Genomic DNA, 26,044 nt, shown 5'->3' on the forward strand with positions numbered 1-26,044 from the left:
CTTCCGGCTCACGTCGCTTCATTGCGGCGCCATAATGGCACTTCGATGGCGCCAAGTCGAGGCGCTTTTGAGGTGCGAGGCCTCTGCAGAGGCCGGATGGCGATTTCAGGTCATGCTGGCGGGCGAGCTCGGTGGCCCTCTGGCCTGCTGCTTCAGCATGGGTGGGCGTCCCTGCGCCCCCCGCGTGGCGCGCGACGGGGCCAGAATGGCTCGGTTTGGCGCTACTGGTGTGCCAAGGTGGAGTCGCTGGTGTTGTGCCCCGGTTGTGCTGCGAAAGGAAATGCGATGAGCCAGACGGTTCCCGTCCCGAACGGCCTGCCCACGGAGCGGGACGCGGGCCCCTTCGACCCGCCCCGCGCGATCACCCGGCTGCGCGCCGCCCGCCCGGTCAGCCCCCTGCACTTCCCCGACGGACACCAGGGCTGGCTGGTCACCGGCCACGAGGAGGTCCGCCGGCTCATGGCCGACACCCGGTTCAGCTCCCGCCAGGACCTCGGCGTGCTGCACGTGCCCTACGAGGTCCCCGGCATGCCCGTCCCCACCGAACCCTCCCCGCAGATCCCGGGCGTCTTCATCGCCATGGACCCGCCGGACCACACCAAGCTGCGGCGCAGGCTCACCGGCGCCTTCACCGTCAAGCGGATGAAGGAGCTGGAGGACCACATCGCCGACGTCGCCGAGCGGCAGCTCGACGCCCTGGCACGGCTCACCCCGCCGGTCGACCTGGTCGAGGAGTTCGCGCTGCCGGTGCCCTCGCTCGTCATCTGCGAACTGCTCGGCGTCCCCTACGAGGACCGGGCGACGTTCCAGACGAACACCGCCAAGTTCCTCGTCCGCGACCAGGCGTTCGACGAGAAGATGGCCGCCTACGGCGCCATGACCGGATACCTCGCCCAACTGGTCGTCCGCAAACGCGCCGAACCCGGCGAGGACATCCTGTCCGACCTCGCCCGGCAGGAGGACCTCACCGTCGAGGAACTGACCGGCTGCGCCTTCCTGCTGCTGCTCGCCGGCCACGAGACCACCGTCAACATGCTCGCGCTCGGCACCTTCGCGCTCCTGGAGCACCCCGAGCAGATGGCCGCCCTGCGCGCCGACCCGGAGCTGATCCCCGGCGCCGTCGAGGAACTCATGCGCTACCTGTCCGTCGCCGACATCTTCTACCGGTACGCCACGGAGGACCTCGAACTGGGCGGCGAGACCATCGGCAAGGGATCGACCGTCGTCGTCTCCCTGCTGGCCGCCAACCGCGACCCCCGCCGCTTCGAGAACCCCGACACCCTCGACGTCCGCCGCAAGGCCCGCGGCCACCTGGCCTTCGGTCACGGCGTCCACCAGTGCCTCGGGCAGCAACTGGGCCGCATCGAGATGCGCGCCGGCTTCGGCGGACTGCTGCGCCGCTTCCCGACCCTGGAACTCGCCGTCCCCGCCGACGAGGTGCCGCTGCGGACCGACATGAACATCTACGGCCTCCACGCCCTGCCGGTCACCTGGACGCGGACGGCCCCCTGAGCCGCCCGCCGGGAAGCCTCAGGGCCGGGAGCGGCGCACGTGGATGTTGCCGTGCCGGGTGCGGGCCCGGATCGTGACCGTGTCCTCGGCATCCTCCGGCGCGCCGGAGGCGGTGAGGGCGTTGCGCACCTGCCCGGAGGCGGAACGGGCGTCGAGCCAGGCGGCCGTGCCCGCGCGGACGCCCACCTCGATAGCGCCGGTGGACGTCTCCAGCTGGACGGTGCCCCGGGCCACCTCGCCCAGCCGCACGGCGCCGTGCGCGGTGGTGGCGGTGACCGAGTCCTCGGCGCGGGCGATGTCGATGTCGCCGTGGGCGCCGCCCACCCGCAGTTCGCCGGTGGCGGCGCCCACGGTGGTGGTGCCGTGCGAGTTCTTCAGGACGGCCGGACCGTCCAGGAGGCCGGCCCGCACACTGCCCGAGCTGGTGGTGATCTCGGTGGCGCCCGTCACGCGGTCCACGCTGACGGAGCCGTGCGAGGCGGTGACCGTCAGCGGCCCGGTCCCGTCGAGCCGGACGTCCCCGGAGGAGGTCTTCACCCGGACCTCGCCGAGCAGGCCCTCGCCGAACACCTGCGTCCAGGCGCCGGTCAGGTCGACGCGCGAGCCCGCGGGCAGGCCGACGGTCACGTCGACGGTGCCGGTGCGGCCGAACAGGCCCGGCTTGGGCGTGCGCAGGGTCAGGACGCCGCCCGCGTACGCGATCTCCGTCTGGTCGGCCGCGCGCACGTCCAGGTCCTTCTTCGGGTCGCGGGGCCGCACCTCGACGACGGTGTCGGCGCGCTCGCCGGCGGTGAACTGGACGGACCCGGCCTCCACGCGCGCGGTGACCGAGATCGCCTCGGGGGTGTCGAAGGAGGGCATGGCGGTCCCGTCTGGTGAGGTGGGTGACGTGGTGCGGGAGGCGGGCGCGGTCAGCGCACCCAGCCCGTGAAGCTCTGTCCGACGGTGCGCGCCGCCTTCTCCGCGGCCGGCGGGCGGGTGCCGCCGTCCACCGCGGCCGACACGGCACGCACCAGCCACGCGTTGACCGACAGGCCCTCACGCGCGGCTGCCTCCTCGGCGCGGGCCTTGAGGTGGGCGGGCAGGCGCAGGTTGACGCGGGCGGTGCCGCCCTCCTCGCCCGTGGGCGGGGCGGCGGCCGGCAGCGGTTCGGCGGACACGGCCGGCTGCCCGGCGCCCTCGCCCTCGGCGGGCGGCAAGGTCACCACGAAGTCCGGGTCAAGACCGCGCAGCCGTACGTCGACCGAGCCCGGGGCCAGTTCCCGGGTGATCTCATCCATCGCGGCGGACAGCACGCTGAGCATGGTCAGCCGCGCCGACGACTCCAGGGGAGCGGTCAGCCGGTCGGCCAGCTCGCGGGCATCGTCCCCGCCGGCCTCGGCGGCCACCACGAGGGTGCGGCGGAGGGTGTCGACGTACGGCGTGAGGTCCATGACGTCATGGTGATATCACCATGGCGCCATATGCAAGCCGGGGTGAGCTGCGACGGGATGCGCCGCGCCGCCCCGGGCGGGGCGGCGCGGCGCGGGGACGGTGCGGTGTGGCGCGGGGACGGTGCGGTGTGGTGCCGGGACGGTGCGGTGTGGTGCCGTCGTGGTGCGGCGTGCGGACGGCTCCTCACCCCCGCTGGGCCGGGCCGCACCAGGTGGTCAGCGCGGTGCGGAGCGCGGCGAGGTGGGGCGCCCGGCCGGCCTCGGCCGCCCAGGCGACATGGCCGTCGGGGCGGATGAGCAGCGCGGCGGGAGCGGGGATGCCGCCGACGGCCGGGACCGTCCACAGGTCGTCCGCGCTCCGCGCCTCGACCAGGTCGACCCGGTCGGCCCAGCCCTTGACGGCCGCCGCCACCTCGGCGCTGCCGCCCAGGTCGAGCAGGACGGGCCGGGCGGCGTGCAGCAACTCGTGGACGAACGCGGGACCGTCGGCCGTGTCGAGGTCGGCGTCGGGGACCCGGCGGCCCTCCAGCGGGTGGTCGCCGTCGGCCGGGTAGCGGATGTCCAGCGCGTTCAGCATGTGGCGGAGCTGCCGGTTGACGTCGTCGATGACCATGAGCGAGCCGAACACCTCGCGCAGCGCGTCCGTCTGGGCGCCGGGGCGGACCAGGGCCGACTGGGCGCGGGTGTTGTGCAGCACGCGCTCACCGACGGGGTGGCGCTCGGCGTGGTAGCTGTCCAGCAGGCTCTCGGGCGCCTGGCCGCGCACCACCGCGGCGAGCTTCCAGCCGAGGTTCACCGCGTCCTGCACGCCCATGTTCAGCCCCTGGCCCCCGGCCGGGAAGTGGATGTGCGCCGCGTCGCCCGCGAGCAGCACCCGGCCCGCCCGGTACCGGTCCGCCTGCCGGGCCGCGTCGGTGAACCGGGAGATCCACCGGGGCTCGCGCATGCCGAAGTCGGTGCCCGCGACCCGGATCAGCGACTCCCTGAGCTGCTCGAACGTCACCGGCTCGTCCCGGCCGGGAACGCGGTCGTACTCGGAGGTGATCACCCGGTACCAGCCGGGCTCGAACGCGATCGCCGAGTAGTCGCCGGCCGGGCGGCGGCGTACCCAGACGTACTCCTCGGGCAGGTCGGGCAGTTCGACGTCGCCGACCAGCGCGGTCATCGTCGGCTCGGTGCCGGGGAAGCCGATGCCCGCCAGCTTGCGCACGGTACTGCGCCCGCCGTCGCAGCCCACAAGGTAGCGGGCGCGCAGCGTCGCGGACGCCGCCTCCTGGGTGTCCAGCCCGACCGTCACCCCGTCCGCGTCCTGGCGGACGCCGTTCACCGGGGCCGACCAGCGGATGCGCACGCCGAGTTCGGTCGCCCACTCCTCCAGCAGCCGCTCGATGGCGGACTGGAGGATCATCAGCGGGTACGGGTGCCGGGACTCGGACTCGTCGAAGTCCACGTAGAGCCCGGAGAAGTGACCCACCGGCTGCAGTTGGCCCTCCGCCAGGAAGCGGTCCAGGACGCCGCGCTGGTCCAGCACCTCCAGGGTGCGGGAGTGGATGCCACCGGCCCGTGACTCGCCCGTCCGCCCCGCGAGCCGTTCGACCACCACCACGTCGGCGCCCGCCAGCCGCAGCTCACAGGCGAGCATCAAGCCGGTCGGCCCGGCGCCCGCGATGACCACGTCCGCGTCCATGCCGGTGTCTCCCACGTCGTCCGCCCCTCTTGTTCCCCGCTCGTTCCGGGCTCTCCCGTGCCTTTTCCGTGCTTTTCCTGTACTTTTCCCGCGCGCTTTTCCGGTGATCTTCCAGCGGCGTTCCAGTACGCCTCAAGCGCCCTTTGCCGCTTTCCGCTCGCCCCGTCCCGCCGGCGGGACGGTCACGGGGCGCGGGTGTTCCGGGGGGTGTCAGCATGCAAGGCCGCCGGGCCATCCTCAACCCACCGGCCGACGCGGGCCGGCGGCCCGCCGGCCCGGTGGGAGCGGGCCCCGGTCCACGCGACACTCGGTGCGGCCGTTCACCTGGCCCTCAAGGGACGCTGTCCCGCCGGCGGGACATTCGGAACAGAGCTCGGCGGAGGAAGGAAAATGGCAATGGAACAAAAGGCCGCACCTTCGAGTGCACCGATTTCCCTGGTGCAGGAAATAGTCGCGCTGTGGGGAGAATGCCTGGGCGGCCGTGAGGTCGAGGCGGAGGACGACTTCTTCGCGCTGGGCGGCAATTCACTCACCGGCATCAAGATCATCGAGCGGGTCTCCCAGGACTACGGCGTCCAGCTCCCCGTGCGCGACTTCTACCTGGCGGGGACCCCGACGCGGATCGCCGAGCTGATCGAACAGGGGAGGGCGGGGACGTGAGGCTGACGCCGGGTCCCGCACGCGGCCTCGACCTCGACGGCGTCGACCTGTTCGACCTGGACCTGTACACCGGCGGCGACCCGCACCCCGTCTGGGACGTGATGCGCCGGCAGGCGCCCCTGCACCACCAGGTCCTGCCCGACGGCCGGGAGTTCTGGTCGGTGACCCGCTACGACGACGTCTGCCGCGTGCTCGGCGACCACCGCGAGTTCACCTCCGAACGCGGCACCGTCCCCACCCACCTCGGAACGGACGACGTCGCGGCCGGCGTGCTGCTGACCTCCACCGACCCGCCGCGGCACACCGAGGTCCGCCGGCCGCTCGGCGCCAAACTCACCGCGCGGGCGGTGAAGTCCTGGGAGGACTCCGTCCGGCGGACGATCGCCGCCTTCCTGGAACCGGCGCTCGACGGTGAGCCGTTCGACCTGGCCGAGCGGGCACTGCTCCTCCCGGCCATGGTCACCGGGCCTCTGCTGGGCATCCCCGAGAAGGACTGGGCCGAACTCGTCCAGCTCACCGCGATGGTGACGGCCCCCTCGGACCCGCACTTCCAGGAGGGCAGCGAGGCGGCCACCCTGGCCATCGCCCACCACGAACTGGTTTCCTACGTCAGGGAATGGGTCCGCGCCCGACGCGGGACCGGCTTCGAGGACGACAGCCTCCTGCACCACCTCATGAACGTCCGCCCGGGCGGCGCCGCGCTGTCCGACGAGGAGATCGCCCTCGACGGCTACAGCATCCTGCTCGGCGCCAACGTCACCACCCCGCACACCGTCTCCGGCACGGTGCACGCGCTCATCGAGCGGCCCGAGCAGTTCGACAAGGCCCAGGCCGACCCGACGCTGATCCCGAACCTGGTCGAGGAGGGGCTGCGCTGGACCTCGGCCGCGTGCAACTTCATGCGGTACGCGGTGGACGACGTCGAGATCGCCGGGGGCACCGTCCCCGCCCGCGGCGCGGTCGTCGCGTGGATCGGCTCGGCCAACCGGGACGCCTCCCGCTTCCCCGACCCGCACACCTTCGACATCACACGCGCCAACGCCAAACGCCAGATCGCCTTCGGATTCGGCCCGCACTTCTGCATCGGGGCGCCGCTGGCCCGCCTGACCCTGCGTGTCTTCTTCGAGGAACTGCTCCAGCGCTTCGGCTCGATCGACCTGGCCGGCGAACCGCAGCACCTGCGGTCGTACTTCATCGCCGGGATGACCCACCTGCCCATCACCGCTCAGGAACGGCGGACGCCATGACCTCGCTGTCCAGCACCGTCGCGTCGCCGTGGTTCGTCCGGCCGCCGGCCGCCGGCCACGCCGCCCGGATCTTCGGCTTCCCCTTCGCCGGGTCCGGGGCCTCGGCCTTCAGCGCCTGGCCGGCCGCGCTCGGCGACGCCGAGTTCTGCCCGGTGCAGTTCCCCGGCCGCGAGAACCGGCTGGCCCACCCCCACTACGGCACCTACGAGAACCTCGCCGACGGCGTCGCCGAGGCCCTGCGGCCCCTGCTGGACGTGCCGTACGCGTTCTTCGGCCACTGCGCGGGCGCGCTGCCCGCCTACGAGACCGTGCTCCGGCTCGCCGCACTCGGCCTGCCCGCACCCGCGTGCCTGTTCGTGTCCGGGCAGTTGCCCCCGCACGAGGCCGCGCACGACCGGATGCTCGCCCTGACCGAGCCCGAACTGCGTGCCGAAGTCGAGACGTTCCTGCGCGGCCGGGGCCTCGAACCCCGGTCCGACATGGTCGACCTCGGCCTGATGGTGCTGCTGCGCGACCACGCCGCCGCGGCGGCCTACCGGCGCACCGAACCGGCACCTGTGCCCTGCCCCGTCGTCGTCCTGCACTGGCGCGACGACCCCGACGTGAGCCTTCAGCGGCTCCAGGGCTGGCGGCGGTACGCGGACTCGGTCGAGTTCCTGGCCGTCGACGGCGGCCACTACGACTTCATGGACGCGCCCGACGAGCTGCGGAACGTGCTGACCCGTTGGCGATGAACGCGGCACCACCGCCCCCGAGAGCGGTCCGCCGAAGGAACCGAGGGAACCGGAGGGAATTCGCATGAGTGGCGCAGCCCACGACATTGCCGTCATCGGGATGTCGTGCCGCTTTCCCGGTGTGCACGACGTGGACGACTTCTGGCGCCTGCTGCTCGACGGCGGGTCGACCTTCGGCACGTTCCCCGAGCACCGCACGCCCCACCCGGACCGCACGCCCCACCCGGACGCCGCCACCGTGAACACCGGCTCGTTCCTCGACGCCGTCGACGGCTTCGACGCGGAGTTCTTCGGCACCCCCGCGGCGGAGGCGGCCGCCATGGACCCCGTGCAGCGGCTGGGCCTGGAGCTGGCCTGGGAGGCCGTCGAGGACGCCCGCGTTCCGGCGAGCGCGCTCGCCGGCCGCGAGGTCGACATCGTGGTCGGCGCCGGCCCTTCCGGGTACGACCTGCTGCGCAGGCTGACCGGCAGCGACCGGGACGACCACTACGCCGTCCTCGGGTCGAGCGGCGCGCTGATCGCGAACCGCATCTCGCACCTGTTCGACGTCCGGGGCATGAGCCTGTGCGCGGACTCGGGCCAGTCCTCCTCCCTGGTGTCCCTGGCGCTGACCTGCGAACGGATCCGCAGCGGCGCGGTCGACATGGCACTCGCGGGCGGCGTGCACCTGATCGCCGACCCGGAGGCGGGACTGGGCCTGGCGAACCTGGGCGCCCTGTCGCCCGACGGCCACTGCTTCCCCTTCGACGCGCGCGCGGACGGCTTCGTGCGCGGCGAGGGCGGGGCGTTCGTCCTGCTCAAGCGGCTCGACCAGGCGCGGGCCGACGGCGACCACGTCTACGCGGTGGTCCGCGGCTGGGGCGTCGGCAGCGGCGGCGCCACCTCCCGGATACCGGACCCCAGCCCCGCCGGGCAGGCGGCGGCCGTCCTGGCCGCCCTCAAGGGCGCGGACCTCCCCTTCGACGGCGTCGAGTACGTCGAGGCGCACGGCACCGGCACCCGGCGTGGCGACCCGGCCGAGGTCGCCGGCCTGCGCGAGGTGATCCGGCACACCGGCCGCAGCCGCCCCCTGGTGATCGGCTCGGTCAAGGCGAACGTCGGGCACCTGGAGCCGGCCGCCGGGATCGTCGGCTTCGTGAAGGCGGCGCTCTGCCTGGACCGCGCCCGGCTGGTCCCGCACCCCGGCTACCGGTCCCCCAACCCCGACATCCCCGACTTCCAGGACGACTTCGAGATTCTGCGCACCGCGCGCCCCTGGCCGGACACCCCGGACCGGCCGCGACGGGCCGGCGTGACCTCGGTCGGTTTGGGCGGCACCACCGCCCACGTCATCCTCGAACAGGCCCCCGCACCGCTGACCGGGCCCGAGGCCGGGGGCCCGGCGCCCGGCGTCCCCGGTGTGGTGCCGTGGGTGCTGTCGGCGCGCTCCGAACCGGCCCTGCGGGAGCAGGCGGCACGGCTGCGCGACCGCGTGGCCGCCGACCCCTCGCTCACGGCGGCCGACGTGGGCCACTCGCTGGTGACGACACGGACGGCGTTCGCGCACCGGGCCGTGGTGCTCGGCGCCGACCGCGAGGAGGCGCTGACCGGCCTCGGCCTGCTGGCGGCGGGCGGCGACGCGCCCCGCGCCGTGCGCGGGGTGGCCGGCGGACCGGCGGGACCGGTCGTCTTCGTCTTCCCCGGCCAGGGCTCGCAGTGGCTGGGCATGGGACGGCGGCTGTACGCGGAGTCGGAGGTCTTCGCCCGTGCGATCGACGACTGCGCGCGGGCACTGGAACCGTGGCTGGACTGGTCCCTGACGGACCTGGTGACCGGCGCCGGGCCGGCGCCATCGCTGGAAGCCGGGGACGCCGTGGTGCAGCCGGCGCTGTTCGCGATGATGGTGTCCCTGGCCCGCGTCTGGCGGTCCCTGGGCGTCGTCCCCGACGCGGTGGTGGGGCACTCGCAGGGCGAGATGGCCGCCGCCTGCGCGGCCGGCGCCCTCTCCCTGCCGGACGCCGCCCGGGTGGTGGCCCTGCGCAGCCGGGCCCTGACCGCGCTGGCGGGTCTCGGCGGGATGCACGCGGTCGCCGCGCCCCTCGCCGAGGTCGAGGAACGGCTGACCCGGTGGCCCGGGCGGCTGTCCGTGGCCACCGTCAACGGACCGGCCTCCGTGGTGATCTCCGGGGACCTGGAGGCCCTCGACGAGTTCGCCGCCGCGGCCGCCGCGGACGGGGTGCGGTCGCGCCGCCTCAAGGTCGCCTACGCCTCCCACTCCCACCAGGTCGAGCGCATCCGTGAGCAGGTGCTCGCCGCCGCCGCGCACGTGACGCCACGCCGGACCCCGGTGGAGTTCCACTCCACGGTCACCGCGGGACGGCTCGCCCCCCGCGCCCTCGGCAGCGCGTACTGGTACGACAACCTGCGCTCCACGGTGCGGTTCGGGGAGGTCGTCGGCGGGCTCATGCGCTCGCGCGGCGGTGTGTACGTGGAGGTCAGCCCGCATCCCGTGCTCCAGGTGGCGATGGAGGAGACCGCCGACGCGCTGGCGAGCCCGCCCCTGGTGGTGAACACCCTCGACAAGCACGAAGGCGGCGCCGCCAAGATCCTCGCGTCGGCGGCCGAACTGCACGTCCGGGGCGTGCCGGTGAGCTGGGAGACGGTGTTCGCCGGGGCCCGGCCGCGCCGGATCGGCCTGCCCACCTACCCGTTCCAGCGGCAGCGGTACTGGCTGACCGCGCCGGACGAGGTCCCCGCCCCGGAGGCGGCCGCCGAGCGGCCCGATCTGGCCTCGGAGGCGTCCGTCCGCGCGCTCGTCCAAGCCCAGACGGAAGCGCTGCTGACGGCGAAGGACGCCGGCCTCGTCGGCGACGGTCTCGCGGCGAGGCCGGGCGAGACCTTCAAGGCCCTGGGGTTCGACTCCTCGATGGTGGTGGCGCTGCGCAACCGGCTCATCGCGGTGACCGGAGTGCGCCTGCCGGCCACCGTCGCGTTCACCCACCCCACGCCCCGGCAACTCGCCCGGCATCTCTTCTCCCTCCTGACGCCGGCCGACCCCGGCCCGGCCGACCCCGGCCCGGCGGACACGGCGGCGGACACGGCGGCGGGCACGGCGGCGGGGACGGCCCAGGACACCGCCCCGGCGACGGGCCCGGACACCGCCCAGGGCACAGCGTCCGACGAGCGCCCGGAAAGTCGTAGTGATGACGATTTGTACGCCTTGATCGACCGTGGATACGTGTAGCAGCACCGTCCGTCTCAGCAACTGTTAGGGGGAGGCCCTGGTGGAGGATGTCGACAAGCTCCGGTCCTATCTGCGTCGCGCCGTCGGCGACGCGCAGCACCTGCGTGAGCGCGTGCGCGAGCTGGAGGAGTCCGCGCGCGAGCCCATCGCGGTGGTGGGTGTGGGGTGCCGCTTCCCGGGCGGGGTGACGTCCCCCGAGGGACTGTGGGACCTCGTGTCCGACGGCGTGGACGCGGTGGGTGACTTCCCGTCGGACCGCGGCTGGGACGTGGAGGAGCTGTACGACCCGGACCCCGGGGCGCACGGGAAGACGTACACCCGCTCGGGCGGGTTCCTGCACGAACTGCCCGACTTCGACGCGGAGTTCTTCGGTATCAGCCCGCGCGAGGCGCTGGCGATGGACCCGCAGCAGCGGCTGATGCTGGAGACGTCCTGGGAGGCGCTGGAGCGGGCGGGCATCGACCCGGCGGGGCTGCGGGGTTCGGCGACCGGGGTGTTCACCGGCATCTACGGCGTCGACTACGGCCCCCGGATGGGCGGCGGGGCGGCCGGCGAGGTCGAGGGCTTCTCCCTCACCGGGAACCTCCTGAGCGTGGCCTCGGGCCGGGTGGCGTACGTGCTGGGCCTGCACGGCCCGGCGATGTCGACCGACACCGCGTGCTCGGCGTCGCTGGTCGCCGTCCACCAGGCCGTGCGGTCCCTGCGCTCCGGGGAGTGCGCGCTGGCGCTGGCCGGCGGGGTGTCGACGCTGCCGACGCCGGGGATGTTCGTGGAACTGTCCCGGCAGCGGGGCGTGTCGCCGGACGGGCGGTGCAAGGCGTTCGCGGAGGCGGCCGACGGCACCGGCTTCTCCGAGGGCGCGGGCGTACTGGTCCTGGAGAGGCTGTCGGACGCGCTGCGGGGCGGCCGCCGCGTCTGGGCGGTGATCCGGGGCTCGGCGGTCAACCAGGACGGCGCGTCCAACGGGCTGACCGCGCCCAGCGGGCCGGCACAGCAGCGCGTGGTCCGGGCGGCCCTGGCCGACGCGGGCCTGACCCCCCGTGACGTGGACGCGGTCGAGGCGCACGGCACCGGCACACGGCTGGGCGACCCGCTGGAGGCGGAGGCGCTGCTGGCCGCCTACGGCCAGGAACGCGACCCGGCGGCCCCGCTGTGGCTGGGATCGCTCAAGTCCAACATCGGCCACACACAGGCGGCGGCCGGCGTCGGCGGCATCATCAAGATGATCATGGCGATGCGGCACGGGGTGCTGCCCCGGACGCTGCACGTCGACCGCCCCACGACGCACGTCGACTGGTCGGCCGGGGCGGTCGAACTCCTCACCGAGGCCCGGGAGTGGACGACGGACGCGGGCCGCCCCCGCCGCGCGGGCGTGTCGTCCTTCGGCATCAGCGGCACCAACGCCCACCTGATCCTGGAACAGGCCCCCGACCCGGACCGGGAGCCCGAGCCGGCCAGGGCTGCCGGACCGGCTCACGCTGCCGGGTCCCCCCGGGTGGCCGCGGAGGCCTCCGCGGCCCCCGGGCCCGCCGGGCCCCCCGCGCCGGACCGGGCCCCCGCCCGGGACGCCGGCGCGGTGCCGTGGGTGCTGTCGGCGCGGTCGGAGCAGGCGCTGCGCGAGCAGGCGCGCCGGCTGCGTGACCACGTGGCCGCCGACCCCTCGCTGACGCCGGCCGACGTCGGGCACGCGCTGGTGACGACGCGCTCGCGGTTCGAGCACCGCCAGGTGGTCATCGGTGCCGACCGCGACGCCCTGCTCGCCGCCCTGTCCGCCCTGGCCGCGGGTGACGAGCCCGACTCCGCCGCCGCGGTGTCCGGCGTCGCGCGGCCCGTCGGGAAGACCGTGTTCGTCTTCCCGGGCCAGGGAGCCCAGTGGGTCGCGATGGGCCGGGAACTCTGGGAGACCTCCCCCGTCTTCGCCGCGCACCTGCGCGCCTGCGCCGAGGCGCTGGACCCGTGGGTGTCCTGGTCGCTGGTCGACACCGTGTGCGCGGGGCCGGACTCCGCCGACCTGGAGGACATCGCCGTCGTCCAGCCGGTGCTGTTCGCCGTGATGGTCTCGCTGGCCCGGGTGTGGCAGTCGCTGGGCGTGACCCCGGACGTGGTGATCGGCCACTCCCAGGGCGAGATCGCCGCCGCCCACGTCGCGGGAGCCCTCACCCTGGAGGACGCGGCCAAGATCGTGGCCCTGCGCTCCCGGATGCTGGCCACCCTCGCCGGCCAGGGCAGCATGGCCGGGATCCTGCTGCCCGAGCACCGCGTGCGGGAGCTGATCGCGGGCCAGGAGTCCCGGATCGGGATCGCCGCGGTCAACGGACCCACCTCCACGACGGTGTCGGGCGAGACCGGGACGGTCGAGGACCTCGTCGAGGCCTGCCGGGCCGAGGGCGCCCGCGCGCGGCTGATCAAGTCCAGCGTGCCCGGCCACTCGCCCCTGATGGACCGCTTCGCCGAGCGGCTCCCGCGCGAGCTGGGCCGCATCACCCCGGCGTCCACCCCGGTCGAGATCTACTCCACGGTGACCGGCGGCCTGATCGACCCCCTGGCGCTGGACGCGGCCTACTGGTTCCGCAACCTGCGCGAGCCGGTCCAGTTCGCCGGGGCGATGGGGCGCCTGGTCGCACAGGAACCCGACAGCGCGGTCGTCGAACTCAGCCCGCACCCGCTGCTGGTGATGACCGTCCAGGAGATGTTCGACACCGCACCCGGCGCCACCGGCTTCGTCGTGGGCTCCCTGCGCCGCGACGAGGGCGGCCTCGCCCGGCTGTACCGGTCGGCGGCGGAGGCCTTCGTCGCGGGCGCCGAGGTGGCGTGGCAGGCGGCGTTCCCCGGCCGCGACGGCCGCTGGACCGAGCTGCCCACGTACGCCTTCCAGCGGCGGCGCTACTGGCTGAACACCCCGCGGGAGAGCACCCACGGCACCACCTCCGACCACCCGCTGCTGGAGGCCGTGGTCGACCTGCCCGGCGACGGCGCGAGCGGGGGAGTGGCGGGACGCGGCCGGCTGTCGCTGGAGCGTCACCCGTGGCTCGCCGAGCACGTGGTCCACGGCGCCCATCTGGTACCGGCGACCGTGCCGGTGGAGCTGGCGGCGTGGGCGGCGCACAAGGCCGGGTACGACGCCGTGGACGAACTCACCCTGGAGCAGCCGCTGGTGCTGTCCCGCACGGCCGAGCGGGAGATCCGCGTCGTGCTCGACGGCACCGGCACCGTCGGCGTGCACTCACGCGGTGCCGGCGAGAGCGGGTGGACGCGCCACGCCGTCGGCACCGCCGGTGCCGCGGCACCCGCCCGGGACGGCCTGACCACCTGGCCGCCGCCGGACGCGGACCCGGTGCCGTTCGAGCAGGAGTACGCCCGGCTGGCCGCCCTCGGCTTCACCCACGGCCCCCTGTTCCGCGGCCTGAAGGCGGTGTGGCGCCAGGGCGACACCCTGTTCGCGGAGGTCGAACCGCCCCCGGCCGGTGGCGGAGACAAGGACCGCTTCCGGATCCACCCGGCGCTGCTGCACACCGCGCTGATCCCCCTCGGCCTGGGCGGCACCGTCGACGCCTCCCGGCCCGAGGGCTGGCTGCCGTACCGCGCCACCGGCATCCGGCTCGGCTCCGCCCGGCCGGCCGCGCTGCGCGTCCGGCTCGCACCGGCGGGCGAGAACACGCTGTCCGTGACCCTCGCCGACGACCGCGGCACACCCCTCGGCGGCATCGCGTCGCTGACCCTGCGCCCCGCGGACGCCGCCCAGTTGACCGCGCTCGGCTTCGACCACCGGGACGCGCTGTTCCGCCCGGACTGGGACCCGGTGCCCGCCCCGGCCGGGGCGGGCACCGACGCGTACGCGGTGCTGGGCGCACCCGCCTTCCCCGCACCGGACGAGGCGGTCTTCGCCGGCCTCGACGCACTCGCCGCCGACGGCCCCGTGCCCCCGCTCGTGATCGCCGCCGTGGACGGCGCGGGGAGTGACGGCGCGGAGGGAGACGGCGCGGACACCCCCGCCGCCGTCGAGCGGGCCCTGCACCAGGTGCTGCGCCACACCCGGACCTGGCTGTCCGACGACCGCTTCGCCGCATCGCGGCTGGTCGTCGTCACCCGGGGCGCGTTCCCGGACGCGCGGGGGCCGCGCCCCGACCCGGCCGCCGCCGCCGTCTGGGGATTCGTGCGCAGCGCGCAGACCGAGAACCCGGGCCGCTTCACCCTCGTGGACACCGACGACCACCCGGCCTCCCGGACCCTCCTCCCGGTGGTGGCCGCCACCGGGGAGCCCCAGCTCAGGATCCGCGCCGGCGCACCGGCCGCCCCGCGACTCGTCCGCGCCGACGCCGGCGCACGGGCCGGCGCCGGGGACGTACCCGCCCTCGGCTCCGGAACGGTGCTGATCACGGGCGGCACCAGCGGCCTGGGCGCGCTGCTCGCCCGGCACCTCGTGGACCGGCACGGCGCGCGCCGCCTGCTGCTGACCAGCAGGCGGGGGCCGGCGGCCCCGGAGGCGGCCGGGCTGGTCGCGGAGCTGACCGGAGCGGGCGCGCACGTCGACGTCGCGGCCTGCGACGTCACGGACCGGGACGCCGTCGCCGCGCTGCTCGCCGCCGTACCCGGCGACCACCCGCTGACGGCCGTCGTCCACTGCGCCGGCGTGCTGGACGACGGCGTCGTCGAGGCGCTCACCGAGGACCGCCTGGACGCCGTCCTGGCACCGAAGGTGCGCGGCGCCTGGCACCTGCACGAACTGACCCGGACCCTCGGCCTGTCCGCGTTCGTGCTGTTCTCCTCGGTCGCGAGCGTCCTCGGCACCGCCGGGCAGGCCAACTACGCGGCGGCCAATGCCTTCCTCAACGGCCTCGCGGACGCCCGCCGGGCCGCCGGGCTGCCCGCCACCGCCCTGTGCTGGGGCTTCTGGGCCGAGCGCAGCGAGATGAGCGCCGACCTCGACGACACGGACCTCGGGCGCCTGCGACGGCAGGGCGTGCTGCCGATGTCCTCACGGGAGGGCCTCGCCCTGTTCGACGCGGCGGTCTCGGCGGACGGTGAACCGGTGCTGGTGCCCGCGCGGCTGAACCTCGCGGCCCCGGCACCCGGCCACCCGGGCTCCCCGCTGCTGCGCGGCCTCACCGCGGCGCCCGCCGCGGGCGGCCCGGAGCGCCCCCAGGCCGACGGCTCGCTCGCCGGACACCTGGCGTCGCTGCCGCCGGCCGAGGCCGAGGCGGCACTGCTGGACGCCGTCCGGGACCGGACCGCGACCGTCCTCGGCCACGCCGACCTCACCCGGATCGGCCCCGCCGTGGCCTTCAAGGAGCTCGGTATCGACTCGCTCACCGCCCTGGAACTGCGCAACAAACTGGCCGCGGTGACCGGCCTGAAACTGCCCGCCACGCTCGTCTTCGACCACCCCAGCCCCAGCGCCCTCGCCCGCTTCCTGACCGAACGGATCGCGCCCGGCGCCGAGGCCGGACCGCGCTCCCCGGCCGCCCGCCTGGTCGAGGAGATCGAGCAACTGGGCGCCCGCCTCCAGGACGCCTTCCCCGACCTCGCGGCGGAGGAGCGAACCACCGTCTCCGCGCTGCTCGGCGACGTACAGGGCCGGGTCCGCTCGATGGCGGGTGCCGGAGCACCGGCCGGCATCGCCGACCAGATCGGATCGGCCTCGGCGGGAGAGCTTCTCGCGCTGCTGGACAAAGAGCTCGGCTAGGGAGAGCCATGACGAACGGCAACAACGACAACAACGCCGACGTTCTCGACTACCTGAAGCGGACGTCGATCGAACTGCTGGAGACCCGGAAGCGCCTGCGGGAGCTGACCGACGCCGCCGCCGAGCCCATCGCGGTGGTGGGCGTCGCCTGCCGCTTCCCGGGTGGCGCCCAGTCCCCCGAGGACCTGTGGGAACTGGTGCGCTCGGGCACGGACGCCGTCTCGGATCTCCCCCGGGACCGCAACTGGGACGTGGACGACCTGTACGACCCGGACCCCGACCGGCCCAACAGCTGCTCCGCCCGCGCGGGCGGCTTCCTGTACGACGCGGGCGACTTCGACGCGGAGTTCTTCGGGATCAGCCCCCGCGAGGCGCTCGCCGCCGACCCGCAGCAACGGCTGCTCCTGGAAACCTCCTGGGAGTCCCTCGAACGCGCCGGCATCGACCCGCACACGCTGCGCGGCAGCGACACCGGCGTCTTCGCGGGCCTGGCCTACTTCGGGTACGGCAACCACTTCTTCACCCCCGAGGCCATCGCGGGCTACGCGCAGACCGGCTCCCTGCTGAGCGTGGCGTCCGGGCGCGTGTCCTACGCCCTGGGCCTGGAGGGGCCGTCGGTGTCGACCGACACGGCGTGCTCGTCGTCGCTGGTGGCGGTGCACCAGGCGGTGCAGTCGCTGCGGCAGGGCGAATGCGGCCTCGCCCTGGCCGGCGGGGTCACCGTCATGGGGACGACACAGGTGCTGCGGGAGATGACCCGGCTGCGGGGTCTGGCCGAGGACGGCCGGTGCAAGGCGTTCGCGGACGCGGCGGACGGCGCCGGCTTCTCCGAGGGCGTCGGCGTGCTGGTCCTGGAGCGCCTCTCGGACGCGCGACGGGCCGGGCGCCGGATCTGGGCGGTGATCCGGGGGTCGGCGGTCAACCAGGACGGCGCGTCCAACGGGCTGACCGCGCCCAACGGCCCGGCGCAGCAGCGGGTGATCCGCGCCGCGCTCGCCAACGCCCGGATGCGGCCGGCCGATGTGGACGCCGTCGAGGCGCACGGGACCGGCACGACGCTGGGCGACCCCATCGAGGCACAGGCGCTGCTGGCCACCTACGGGCAGGAGAGGGAACCCGGCAGGCCGCTGTGGCTGGGGTCGCTGAAGTCGAACATCGGCCACGCGCAGGCAGCGGCCGGCGTCGGCGGCATCATCAAGATGATCATGGCGATGCGGCACGGCACCCTGCCCCGCACGCTGCACGTCGACCGGCCCACGACCCACGTCGACTGGTCGGCCGGAGCGGTCGAACTGCTCACCGAGGCCCGGGAGTGGACCACACCCGAGGGCCGGCCCCGGCGCGCGGGCGTCTCCGCCTTCGGCGTCAGCGGCACCAACGCGCACATCCTCCTCGAAGAAGCCCCCCAAGAGGCTTCCCATGAGGCCCCGCAGGGGGACCCCGAAGCGGCCCTCGAGGAGGCGGCGGGGGACGCCGCACCCGGGCAGGTGCCCGGCGCCCTCGTGCCGTGGGTCCTCTCCGCGCGCTCGCGCCAGGCACTGCACGCCCAGGCGGCCAGGCTGAGCGACCACGTCGCCGCCACGCCCGGTCTCGACCTCGCCGACGCCGGCTGGTCGCTGGCGTCCGGCCGGGCCCGGCTCGAACACCGTGCCGTGGTGCTCGGACACGACCGGGACGAACTCCTCGCGGGCCTCGCGGCACTGGCCGAGGGAGAGGAGTCGCCCGCGACGGTGGCCGGCCTCGCCGGCGGCACCGGCGGCCGCGTCTTCCTGTTCCCCGGGCAGGGCGCGCCGTGGGCCGGCGCCGCGGGCCCGCTGTACGAGGCCTTCCCCGTCTTCGCCGAGGCTCTCGACGAGGTGTGCGCCCACTTCGACGCGCACCTCCCCTTCGCCCTGAAACCCCTGCTGCTCGCCGCCGAACCGGAGCGGCGCGAGCGCACGGACGTCGCACAGCCCGCCCTGTTCGCCCTCCAGGTCGCCCTCTACCGGCTGCTGACCCGGTACTGCCCGCCGCCGGACCACCTCATCGGCCACTCCGTCGGCGAGATCGCCGCCGCGCACGTGGCCGGAGCGCTCGGCCTGGACACCGCGACCCGTCTCGTGGCCACCCGCGGCCGGACCATGCAGACCGTCACCGAGCGGGGCGCCATGCTCGCCGCCCGTCTCACCGAGGCCGAGGCGGCCGCCCTGCTCGGCGCGTACGACCGCGTCGGCCTCGCCGCCGTCAACGGCCCCGGGTCGGTGGTGTTCTCCGGCCTGCGCGAGCAGGTCCACGCGCTGCGCGACCGCATCCTGGCCGACGGCGGGTCCGCGAAGCTCCTCCCGGTCGACCACGCCTTCCACTCCCCGCTGATGGAACCGGTCCTCGGCGACTTCGAGGCGGCTCTCGGCGACCTGCCCGCCGGGGAGCCCGCCGTCCCTGTCGTCTCGACCCTGCTGGGCCGCGAGGCCACCGCCGCGGAGCTGACGTCCGCCGGGCACTGGGTGCGCCACGTCCGCGAACCCGTCCGCTATCACGACGCCGTCGAGCACGCCCGCGCGGCCGGCGCCGACGTCTTCGTCGAGGTCGGTCCCGGCGCGACCCTCACCGGCCTCACCAAGGACGCCTTCGCCGCCGCAGGCGTCGACGACGCGCTGGTCGTCCCCGTGTCCCGGCGGGACCGCGAGGCGGCCCGGGCGCTGACCGGCGCACTGGCCGCCCTGCACGTACGGGGCGCCGCGGTCGACTGGACCGCCCTGTTCGGCAGGCGCCGGCAGGTCGACCTGCCGACGTACGCCTTCCAGCGGCAGCGGTACTGGCTGGACCTCCTGGCCGGCATGGGGCAGGCGGACGTGGCCTCGGCCGGCCTGTCGGCCCCCGGCCACCCGCTGCTGGGCGCCGTCGTGGACCACCCCGGCACCGACGAGGTCGTCCTCACCGGCCTGTGGTCCCTCGCCACCCACGACTGGCTGGCCGGCCACACCGTGTTCGGCGCGGTCGTCGTACCGGCGACGGCCTACCTGGACCTGGCGTTGTCGGCGGGCGCACACGTCGGGTGCGCCGCCCTGGAGGAACTCACCCTGGAGGTCCCGCTGATCCTCCCCGACACCGGCGACGTGCAGGTACGGGTCGTCGTCGGCGCGGCGGAGGAGACGGGACGCCGCTCGCTGGAGGTGTACTCGCGCCCCCGCGACGACGTCCGCACCGTCGGCGGCTGGACCCGCCACGCCCTGGGCAGCCTGGCACCGGACGCCCCGCCGGCGGCACCGCCCGCCGGCGCCACCGCCCGGCCGCTCGCCGCCTGGCCGCCGTCCGGCGCGACCCCGCTCCCGCTCGACGGCCTCTACGACGCCTTCGCCGACGCCGGGTTCGACTACGGCCCCGCCTTCCGCGGACTGCGTCAGGTGTGGCGCCACGGCGACGACCTCCACGCCCTCGCCACCCTGCCCGAGAGCGCCGGGCCGGGCGCCTTCGCCCTGCACCCGGCGCTGATGGACACCGTGCTGCACGCGTCGGTGGCAGGCGGCATCATCGAGGTGACGGGCGAACAGGGCCGGATGCCCTTCGCGTGGGCCGGCGCGCGCCTGTCCGGCCCGTGCGGCCCGACCGTCCGGGTCCGGCTCACCCCGGCCGGCGAGGAGGCCGTGTCCCTGACGGTCGCGGGCGAGGACGGCCGCGAGATCGCCTCCGTCGCCTCCCTGACGTTCCGCCCGGCCAGTGCCGAGCAGGTGCGCGCGGCCCTCGGCGGGCAGGACGGTCCGCTGTACGAGGTCCAGTGGCGGCCCCTCGCCCGGAACCGGCCCGCCGCCCCGCCCGGACCGTGGGGAGTCGTCGGCGCGGACACCGGCCAGGCCGCCCGGCTCCTGCGGGCGGGCGGCGACCAGGCCGTGGCCTGCACGTCCCTCGACGAGATCCCCCCGGACGCTGCCCCCGCGCACCTCGTCCTGTGCCTGCCCGGCCCCGCCGCCGGCTCCGATCCGCTCACCGCGGTCGCAGCCGCCGACCGGCACGTCCTGGAGCAGGTGCGGCGGTTCCTCACCGAGGAGGCGTTCGCCGCGTCCACGCTGGTGGTGCTCACCCGCCTGGCCGTCGACACCGGCGCGGGCGAGCGGGTCGAAAGCCTCCCCGGCGCGTCCCTGTGGGGTCTGATCCGGTCCGCCCAGACCGAACACCCCGGCAGGTTCCGCCTGGTGGACATCGACGACGGGGAAGCCTCCTGGGCGGCCTTCCCGGACGCCCTCGCCCTCGCCGAGGAGCAACTGGCGCTGCGCGACGGCACCTTCCTCGTCCCCCGCCTCGCCCCCGCCGCCCCCGCCGGCCGACGGCTCCCGGAGGCGCCTCAGGGCGCCTACCGACTGGGCATCCCGGACAAGGGCACCCTGGAGAACCTGACCTGGGTGCCGTGCCCCGAGGCCGAGGCGCCCCTGGAGAGCGGGCAGGTCCGCATCGCCGTCCAGGCCGCCGGACTCAACTTCCGCGACGTCACCATCGCCCTGGGCCTGGTGGACCGCACGGCCCTCGACGCCGGTATCGGCAGCGAGGGCTCCGGTGTCGTCCTGGAGGTGGCCGGCGACGTCACCGCCTTCGCCCCGGGCGACCGCGTGACCGGCATCTTCACCGGCGCCTTCGGCCGCGTGGCCGTGGCCGACCACCGCCTGCTCACGGCCGTCCCCGACGGCTGGAGCCACGCCGAGGCGGCGTCCGTGCCGAGCACCTTCCTCACCGCCTACTACGCCCTCTTCCACGTCACCCGCCTGGAGAAGGGCCGGCGGATCCTCATCCACGCCGCGGCGGGCGGCGTCGGCATGGCCGCCGTACAGCTCGCCCGGTACGCCGGCGCCGAGATCTACGCCACGGCAAGCCCCGCCAAGTGGCCCGTCCTGCGCGGCCTGGGACTGGACGACGCGCACCTGGCGTCCTCCCGCGACCTGGAGTTCACCGGGAAGTTCCGCGCCGCCACCGGCGGCCGGGGCGTGGACGTCGTCCTGAACTCCCTCGCGCACGCCTACGTCGACGCCTCGCTGGAACTGCTGCCCGAGGGCGGCCACTTCATCGAGATGGGCAAGACCGACATCCGCGACCCCCGGCAGGTGGCGGCCGACCACCCGGGAGTGACGTACGACGCCTTCGACCTGTACGCGGCCGGCCCTGACGCCATCCACGCCATGTTCCGTGACGTCATGGCCCTGTTCGCGGACGGCCGGGTGCGCCTGACGCCGGTGTCCGTCCGCGACATCCGCGACGCGCGCGGCACCTTCCGTGAGATGAGCCAGGGCCGCCACGTCGGCAAGCTCGTCCTCGACGTCGGCGGCGGTTTCGGCGGCGGCACCGTGCTGGTCACCGGCGGCACCGGGGGAGTGGGCTCCCTCGTGGCACGGCACCTCGTCACCGCGCACGGGGTGCGCTCCCTGGTCCTGGCGAGCCGCCGGGGACCGGCCGCCGACGGGGTCGACGACCTGGTCGCGGACCTGCGGGACGCGGGCGCCGAGGTCCGCGTCGTGGCCTGCGACGTCACCGACCGGGCCGCGGTGGCGGACCTGCTCGCCGACCTGCCCCCGCACCACCCGCTGACGGCGGTCGTGCACGCGGCGGGCGTCCTCGCGGACGGCACCGTGGAGTCGCTGACCCCGGAGAACATGGAGCGGGTGCTGCTCGCCAAGGCCGGCGGCGCGCTCACCCTGCACGAGATGACCCGGGACCGCCCGCTGACGGCGTTCGTGCAGTTCTCCGCCCTCGCAGGCACCCTCGGCACCGCGGGACAGGCCAACTACGCCGCCGCCAACGCCCTCCTGGACGCACTGGCGCACCAGCGCCGGGCGTCCGGACTGCCCGGCACCTCGCTGTGCTGGGGCTGGTGGGAGGAGAGCAGCGGCATGACCGGCGACCTGGACGAGGCGGACCTGCTGCGGCTGCGGCGGATGGGCGTCGCCGCGATGCCCACGTCCGAGGCGCTGGCCCTGTTCGACGCCGCGTGCGCGAGCGGCAAGGCGGTCCTCGTCCCGGCCCGGCTGGACCTCGCCGCGCTGCGCGGACGAGGGGCCGCCGACCTGCCGCCGCTCCTGCGCGACCTCGTCGCCGCCCGCGGCCCCCGCCGCGAGCGGTCCGGGAGCACCGGGGACGACGGGCCGCGCGGCCTGTCCGCCCTGCTGGCCGGAGTACCGGCCGACGAGATGCGGACCACGGCCCTGGACTGGCTCCGCGAGCAGGTCGCCCTCGTGCTCGGGCACCCCTCCGGGGCGTCCGTCGACGCCGAACAGGCCTTCACCCAGCTCGGCTTCGACTCGCTGACCTCGGTCGAACTGTGCAACCGACTGGCGTCCCGGACCGGACTGCGTCTGCCGACCACCCTCGTCTTCAGCTACCCGACCCCCCGCGAGCTGAGCGACCACCTCGTCGGCCTGCTGCGCCCGGACCCCGGCCCGGACACCGGGGCCGGCACCGGCACGGACCCCGTGGCGGACGCCCTGGCCGAGGTGGAGGAACTGTCCGCCCTCGACCTGGACGCACTGGTCGACCTGGCCCTGGACGAGAAGAGGTAAGTGACATGACCGAGTCCACACAAGGCACGGAAGGCACGGCGGACGGCGCGGACCGGGTCCAGCGGGCGCTGCGCACCCTGCTGGAGGAACGCGACCGGCTCCGGCGGGAGAACGACACCCTGAAGGCCGTCCGCGACGAGCCCGTCGCCGTCGTGGCCATGGCCTGCCGCTACCCCGGCGGCGTGTCCTCGCCCGAGGACCTGTGGGACGTGGTCCGCGACGGCCGGGACGTCGTCGGCGACTTCCCCGCCGACCGGGGCTGGCGGGACGTGTACGACCCGGACCCCGACGCCGTCGGCAGCTCGTACACGCGCCAGGGCGGCTTCCTGCGGGACGTGGCCGGCTTCGACGCCGACTTCTTCAACATCAGCCCGCGCGAGGCGCTCGCCGTGGACCCGCACCACCGCCTGCTGCTGGAGACGTCGTGGGAGGTCTTCGAACGGGCCGGCATCGTCCCCGCCGACGTGCGCGGCACCGACGTCGGCGTCTTCTCCGGAGTCAGCTCCTCCGAGTACGGCTGGCGCTTCCTCCAGGGCGGCCAGAAGGAGCTGGAGGGCTACCTGCTGTACGGCAGCGCGCTGAGCGTCGCCTCCGGCCGCGTGGCGTACGAACTCGGGCTGACTGGTCCGGCCGTGTCGATGGACACCGCCTGTTCCTCGTCCCTGGTGGCGCTGCACATGGCGGTGCGGTCGCTGCGCTCGGGGGAGTGCTCGCTCGCCCTGGCGGGCGGGGCACTGGTGATGGCGACGCCCGCGATGTTCGTGGAGTTCTCCCGGCAGGGCGCCCTGTCGGCCGGCGGCCGGTGCAGGGCGTTCGCGGACGGGGCCGACGGGACCGGCTGGGCCGAGGGCGTGGGCGTGCTGCTGCTGGAGCGGCTCTCCGACGCCCGGCGCAACGGCCACCCGGTGCTGGCCGTCGTGCGCGGCAGCGCGGTCAACCAGGACGGAGCCAGCAACGGGCTGACCGCCCCCAACGGCCGCGCCCAGGAGAAGGTGATCCGCCAGGCCCTGGCCGACGCGGGCGTCGCACCCGGCGAGGTGGACCTGGTCGAGGCCCACGGCACCGGCACCACGCTGGGCGACCCCATCGAGGCGGACGCGCTGCTGGCCGCCTACGGCCGGGACCGGCCCGCCGGCCGGCCGCTGCGGCTGGGTTCCCTGAAGTCGAACATGGGGCACGCCCAGGCCGCCGCCGGCGTCGCCGGGGTCATCAAGGCCGTGATGGCCCTGCGGCACCGGTACATGCCCAGGACTCTCCACGTGGACGCCCCCACCCGCCACGTCGACTGGTCCTCCGGCGCGGTCGAACTGCTGGTGGAGGGCCGTGACTGGGTGCGCGGCGACGGCCCCCGGCGGGCCGGGGTGTCGTCGTTCGGCGTCAGCGGCACCAACGCGCACGTCGTTCTGGAGGAGGCACCGCCCGAGGAGCCGCCCGAGGAGCCGCCCGGGGAGACGGCCGGAGAGACGGCCGGGGAGCGGGCCGGCGAGCACGGGCCTGACACGCGCGGCGCCGCCCGCCCGGTGCCCTGGGTGCTGTCCGCCAAGAGCGCCAAGGCGCTGCGCGGACAGGCGGCCAGGCTGCGCGACTTCGTCGCCGCCGGCGCGCACACCGCCGACGCCGATGCCGATGCCGATGCCGATGCCGACGACGCCGGCATCGGCTGGTCGCTGGTGTCGGGCCGCTCCCGGTTCGAGCACCGCGCGGTGGTGCTGGGGCGCGGCCGGGAAGAGCTGCTGAGCGGCCTGACCGCGCTGAGCGAGGACACCGAGTCCGCCGCGGTGGTGCGCGGCAGCGCCGTCAAGCTCGGCGGCGTCGCCTTCGTCTTCCCCGGCCAGGGCTCGCAGTGGGCCGGCATGGGCCGGCGGCTGTACGAGACCTTCCCGGTCTTCGCCGAGTCCCTCGACGCGTGCGCGGACGCCCTCGCCGAGTGGGTCGGCTGGTCGCTGCTCGACGTCGTCCGCGAGGAGCCCGGGGCGCCCGGCCTGGACCGGGTCGACGTGGTGCAGCCGGCGCTGTTCGCGGTGATGGTGTCCACGGCCGCCCTGTGGCGGTCCTGGGGCGTGGAACCGGGCGCGGTGGTCGGCCACAGCCAGGGCGAGATCGCCGCCGCCTGCGTCAGCGGCGCGCTGTCCCTGCGGGACGCCGCCCGGGTCGTCGCGCTGCGCAGCAAGGCGCTGGTCGCCCTCGAGGGCCAGGGCGGGATGGCCTTCGTCGCTCAGTCCGCGGACGTGGTGGCCGAGCGGCTGGCTCCGTGGGGCGACCGGGCGAACGTCGCCGTCGTCAACGGGCCCCGCTCCGTCGTGATCTCCGGGGACCCGGACGCGCTCGACGAGTTCGTCGAGAAGACGCGGGCCGACGGCGCCCAGGCCCGCCGCATCCCGGTCGACTACGCCTCCCACTCCCCGCAGGTCGCCCGGGTCCGGGACGAGGTGACCGGCGCCCTGACCGGCGTACGGCCGCGCACGTCCGAGCTGCCCTTCTACTCGACCCTGCGCGGCGAGGCCGTCGACACCGCGGGGCTGGACGCCGGGTACTGGTACGACAACCTCCGCGAGCCGGTCCTTTTCGACACCGCCGTCCGGCGCCTGGCCGACGACGGGTTCCGGGTGTTCGTCGAGATGAGCCCGCACCCGGTGCTGACCGTCCCGGTGCAGGAGATCGTCGAGGACCTGGACGGCACGCTGGTGCTGTCCTCCTCGCGGCGGGACCGGGACGAGGCCCAGGCCCTGCTCGGCTCGCTGGCCCAGCTCCACGTCCGGGGCGGTCCGGTGGACTGGGGCGCCCTGTTCCCCGCGCGCCGGCGGGTGGATCTGCCGACGTACGCGTTCCAGCGGCAGCGGTACTGGCTCAGCGCCTCGCCCGCCGCGGCGGCCACGGCCGAACTGCCCGTGGCCCCGCCCGCCGAGGACGACGACCAGGCCGTTCCCCTGCCGGAGCGGATCGCCGCCCTCCCCGAAGACGACGCGCGGGCCCTCGTGCTGGAGCACGTGCGGCAGAAGGTCGCCGTCGTGCTCGGCCGGCCCTCCGCCGACGTCGTCGACCCCGACCAGGAGTTCAGGGAACTGGGCTTCGACTCACTGCTGTCGGCCGAACTGAGCAAGCGTCTGACCGCGTCGACCGGACTGCGCCTGAAGGCCAACGTGGTGCTGCGTCACCCGTCCCCGCGACGGATCGCCGGGCACATCGTGTCCTCGCTCGCTGCCTAGGAACGTCCCGCCGGCGGGACACGCAAGGGCCGCGCGCGGCCCGTCCCGCCGGCCCCGGGTTGTCTCGAACGGCCGCCTCACTTCCCGGAAGGTGGGGGTGATCCGCGAATTCCCGGTGATCCGGGTCTGTTTGCTGAGGGG

9 protein-coding genes and 2 pseudogenes are annotated in these 26,044 nt (G+C 75.1%); 8 read left to right on the top strand and 3 right to left on the bottom strand.

The features are described from left to right. The first annotated feature begins 285 nt into the window (after positions 1-285). A complete protein-coding gene (locus tag ACIQ8B_RS30555) occupies positions 286-1,512 on the top strand; it encodes a cytochrome P450 (protein ID WP_403551298.1) in 1,227 nt (408 codons plus the stop codon). Positions 1,513-1,530: 18 nt separating this feature from the next. On the opposite strand, the gene ACIQ8B_RS30560 is transcribed toward ACIQ8B_RS30555, so the two are convergent. The 3 genes from ACIQ8B_RS30560 to ACIQ8B_RS30570 form a co-directional block, all read right to left on the bottom strand. Beyond that, positions 1,531-2,373 carry a DUF4097 family beta strand repeat-containing protein gene (locus ACIQ8B_RS30560; RefSeq protein WP_290010091.1) on the bottom strand — a complete coding sequence of 281 codons (843 nt, stop codon included), beginning with the start codon at positions 2,371-2,373 and terminating at the stop codon, positions 1,531-1,533. A gap of 50 nt (positions 2,374-2,423) precedes the next feature. Next, positions 2,424-2,945: a toxin-antitoxin system HicB family antitoxin gene (locus ACIQ8B_RS30565; protein ID WP_403551300.1), complete on the bottom strand. Its 522-nt coding sequence runs from the start codon at positions 2,943-2,945 to the stop codon at positions 2,424-2,426. A gap of 184 nt (positions 2,946-3,129) precedes the next feature. Beyond that, positions 3,130-4,632, bottom strand: coding sequence for an FAD-dependent monooxygenase (locus ACIQ8B_RS30570; RefSeq protein WP_403551317.1), 1,503 nt, complete (start codon positions 4,630-4,632; stop codon positions 3,130-3,132). 438 nt (positions 4,633-5,070) lie between these two features. Between ACIQ8B_RS30570 and ACIQ8B_RS30575 the strand changes: the two genes are divergently transcribed. The 7 genes and pseudogenes from ACIQ8B_RS30575 to ACIQ8B_RS30605 form a co-directional block, all read left to right on the top strand. Then, on the top strand, positions 5,071-5,292 hold the full coding sequence (locus tag ACIQ8B_RS30575) for a phosphopantetheine-binding protein (RefSeq protein ID WP_403551302.1): 222 nt from the start codon (positions 5,071-5,073) through the stop codon (positions 5,290-5,292). After that, the gene (locus ACIQ8B_RS30580) at positions 5,289-6,539 is read left to right on the top strand and encodes a cytochrome P450 (RefSeq protein ID WP_290010098.1); all 1,251 of its coding nucleotides are present in this window, start codon (positions 5,289-5,291) and stop codon (positions 6,537-6,539) included. Before ACIQ8B_RS30575 ends, ACIQ8B_RS30580 begins: the two co-directional genes overlap by 4 nt. Then, positions 6,536-7,273 carry a thioesterase II family protein gene (locus ACIQ8B_RS30585; protein ID WP_290010100.1) on the top strand — a complete coding sequence of 246 codons (738 nt, stop codon included), beginning with the start codon at positions 6,536-6,538 and terminating at the stop codon, positions 7,271-7,273. Before ACIQ8B_RS30580 ends, ACIQ8B_RS30585 begins: the two co-directional genes overlap by 4 nt. Before the next feature lie 64 nt (positions 7,274-7,337). After that, a complete protein-coding gene (locus ACIQ8B_RS30590; protein WP_403551305.1) occupies positions 7,338-10,496 on the top strand; it encodes a type I polyketide synthase in 3,159 nt (1,052 codons plus the stop codon). Positions 10,497-10,542: 46 nt separating this feature from the next. After that, positions 10,543-16,179 (top strand): annotated as a pseudogene (locus tag ACIQ8B_RS30595) (SDR family NAD(P)-dependent oxidoreductase); the annotation flags it as partial. A gap of 68 nt (positions 16,180-16,247) precedes the next feature. Then, entirely contained in the window at positions 16,248-22,697 is a 6,450-nt protein-coding gene (locus tag ACIQ8B_RS30600; protein ID WP_403551319.1) for a type I polyketide synthase, read from the top strand. A 35-nt stretch (positions 22,698-22,732) separates the two neighbouring features. After that, positions 22,733-25,903 (top strand): annotated as a pseudogene (locus ACIQ8B_RS30605) (type I polyketide synthase); the annotation flags it as partial. Positions 25,904-26,044: the final 141 nt, after the last annotated feature.

The sequence above is a fragment of the Streptomyces sp. NPDC096105 genome, assembly GCF_044763335.1.
Lineage (GTDB): Bacteria > Actinomycetota > Actinomycetes > Streptomycetales > Streptomycetaceae > Streptomyces.

Bases quoted from the DNA above. Each gene is read 5' to 3' on its own strand.
- ACIQ8B_RS30555 (WP_403551298.1), top strand. From the start codon at position 286: ATGAGCCAGACGGTTCCCGTCCCGAACGGCCTGCCCACGGAGCGGGAC.
- ACIQ8B_RS30560 (WP_290010091.1), bottom strand. From the start codon at position 2,373: ATGCCCTCCTTCGACACCCCCGAGGCGATCTCGGTCACCGCGCGCGTG.
- ACIQ8B_RS30565 (WP_403551300.1), bottom strand. From the start codon at position 2,945: ATGGACCTCACGCCGTACGTCGACACCCTCCGCCGCACCCTCGTGGTG.
- ACIQ8B_RS30570 (WP_403551317.1), bottom strand. From the start codon at position 4,632: ATGGACGCGGACGTGGTCATCGCGGGCGCCGGGCCGACCGGCTTGATG.
- ACIQ8B_RS30585 (WP_290010100.1), top strand. From the start codon at position 6,536: ATGACCTCGCTGTCCAGCACCGTCGCGTCGCCGTGGTTCGTCCGGCCG.
- ACIQ8B_RS30590 (WP_403551305.1), top strand. From the start codon at position 7,338: ATGAGTGGCGCAGCCCACGACATTGCCGTCATCGGGATGTCGTGCCGC.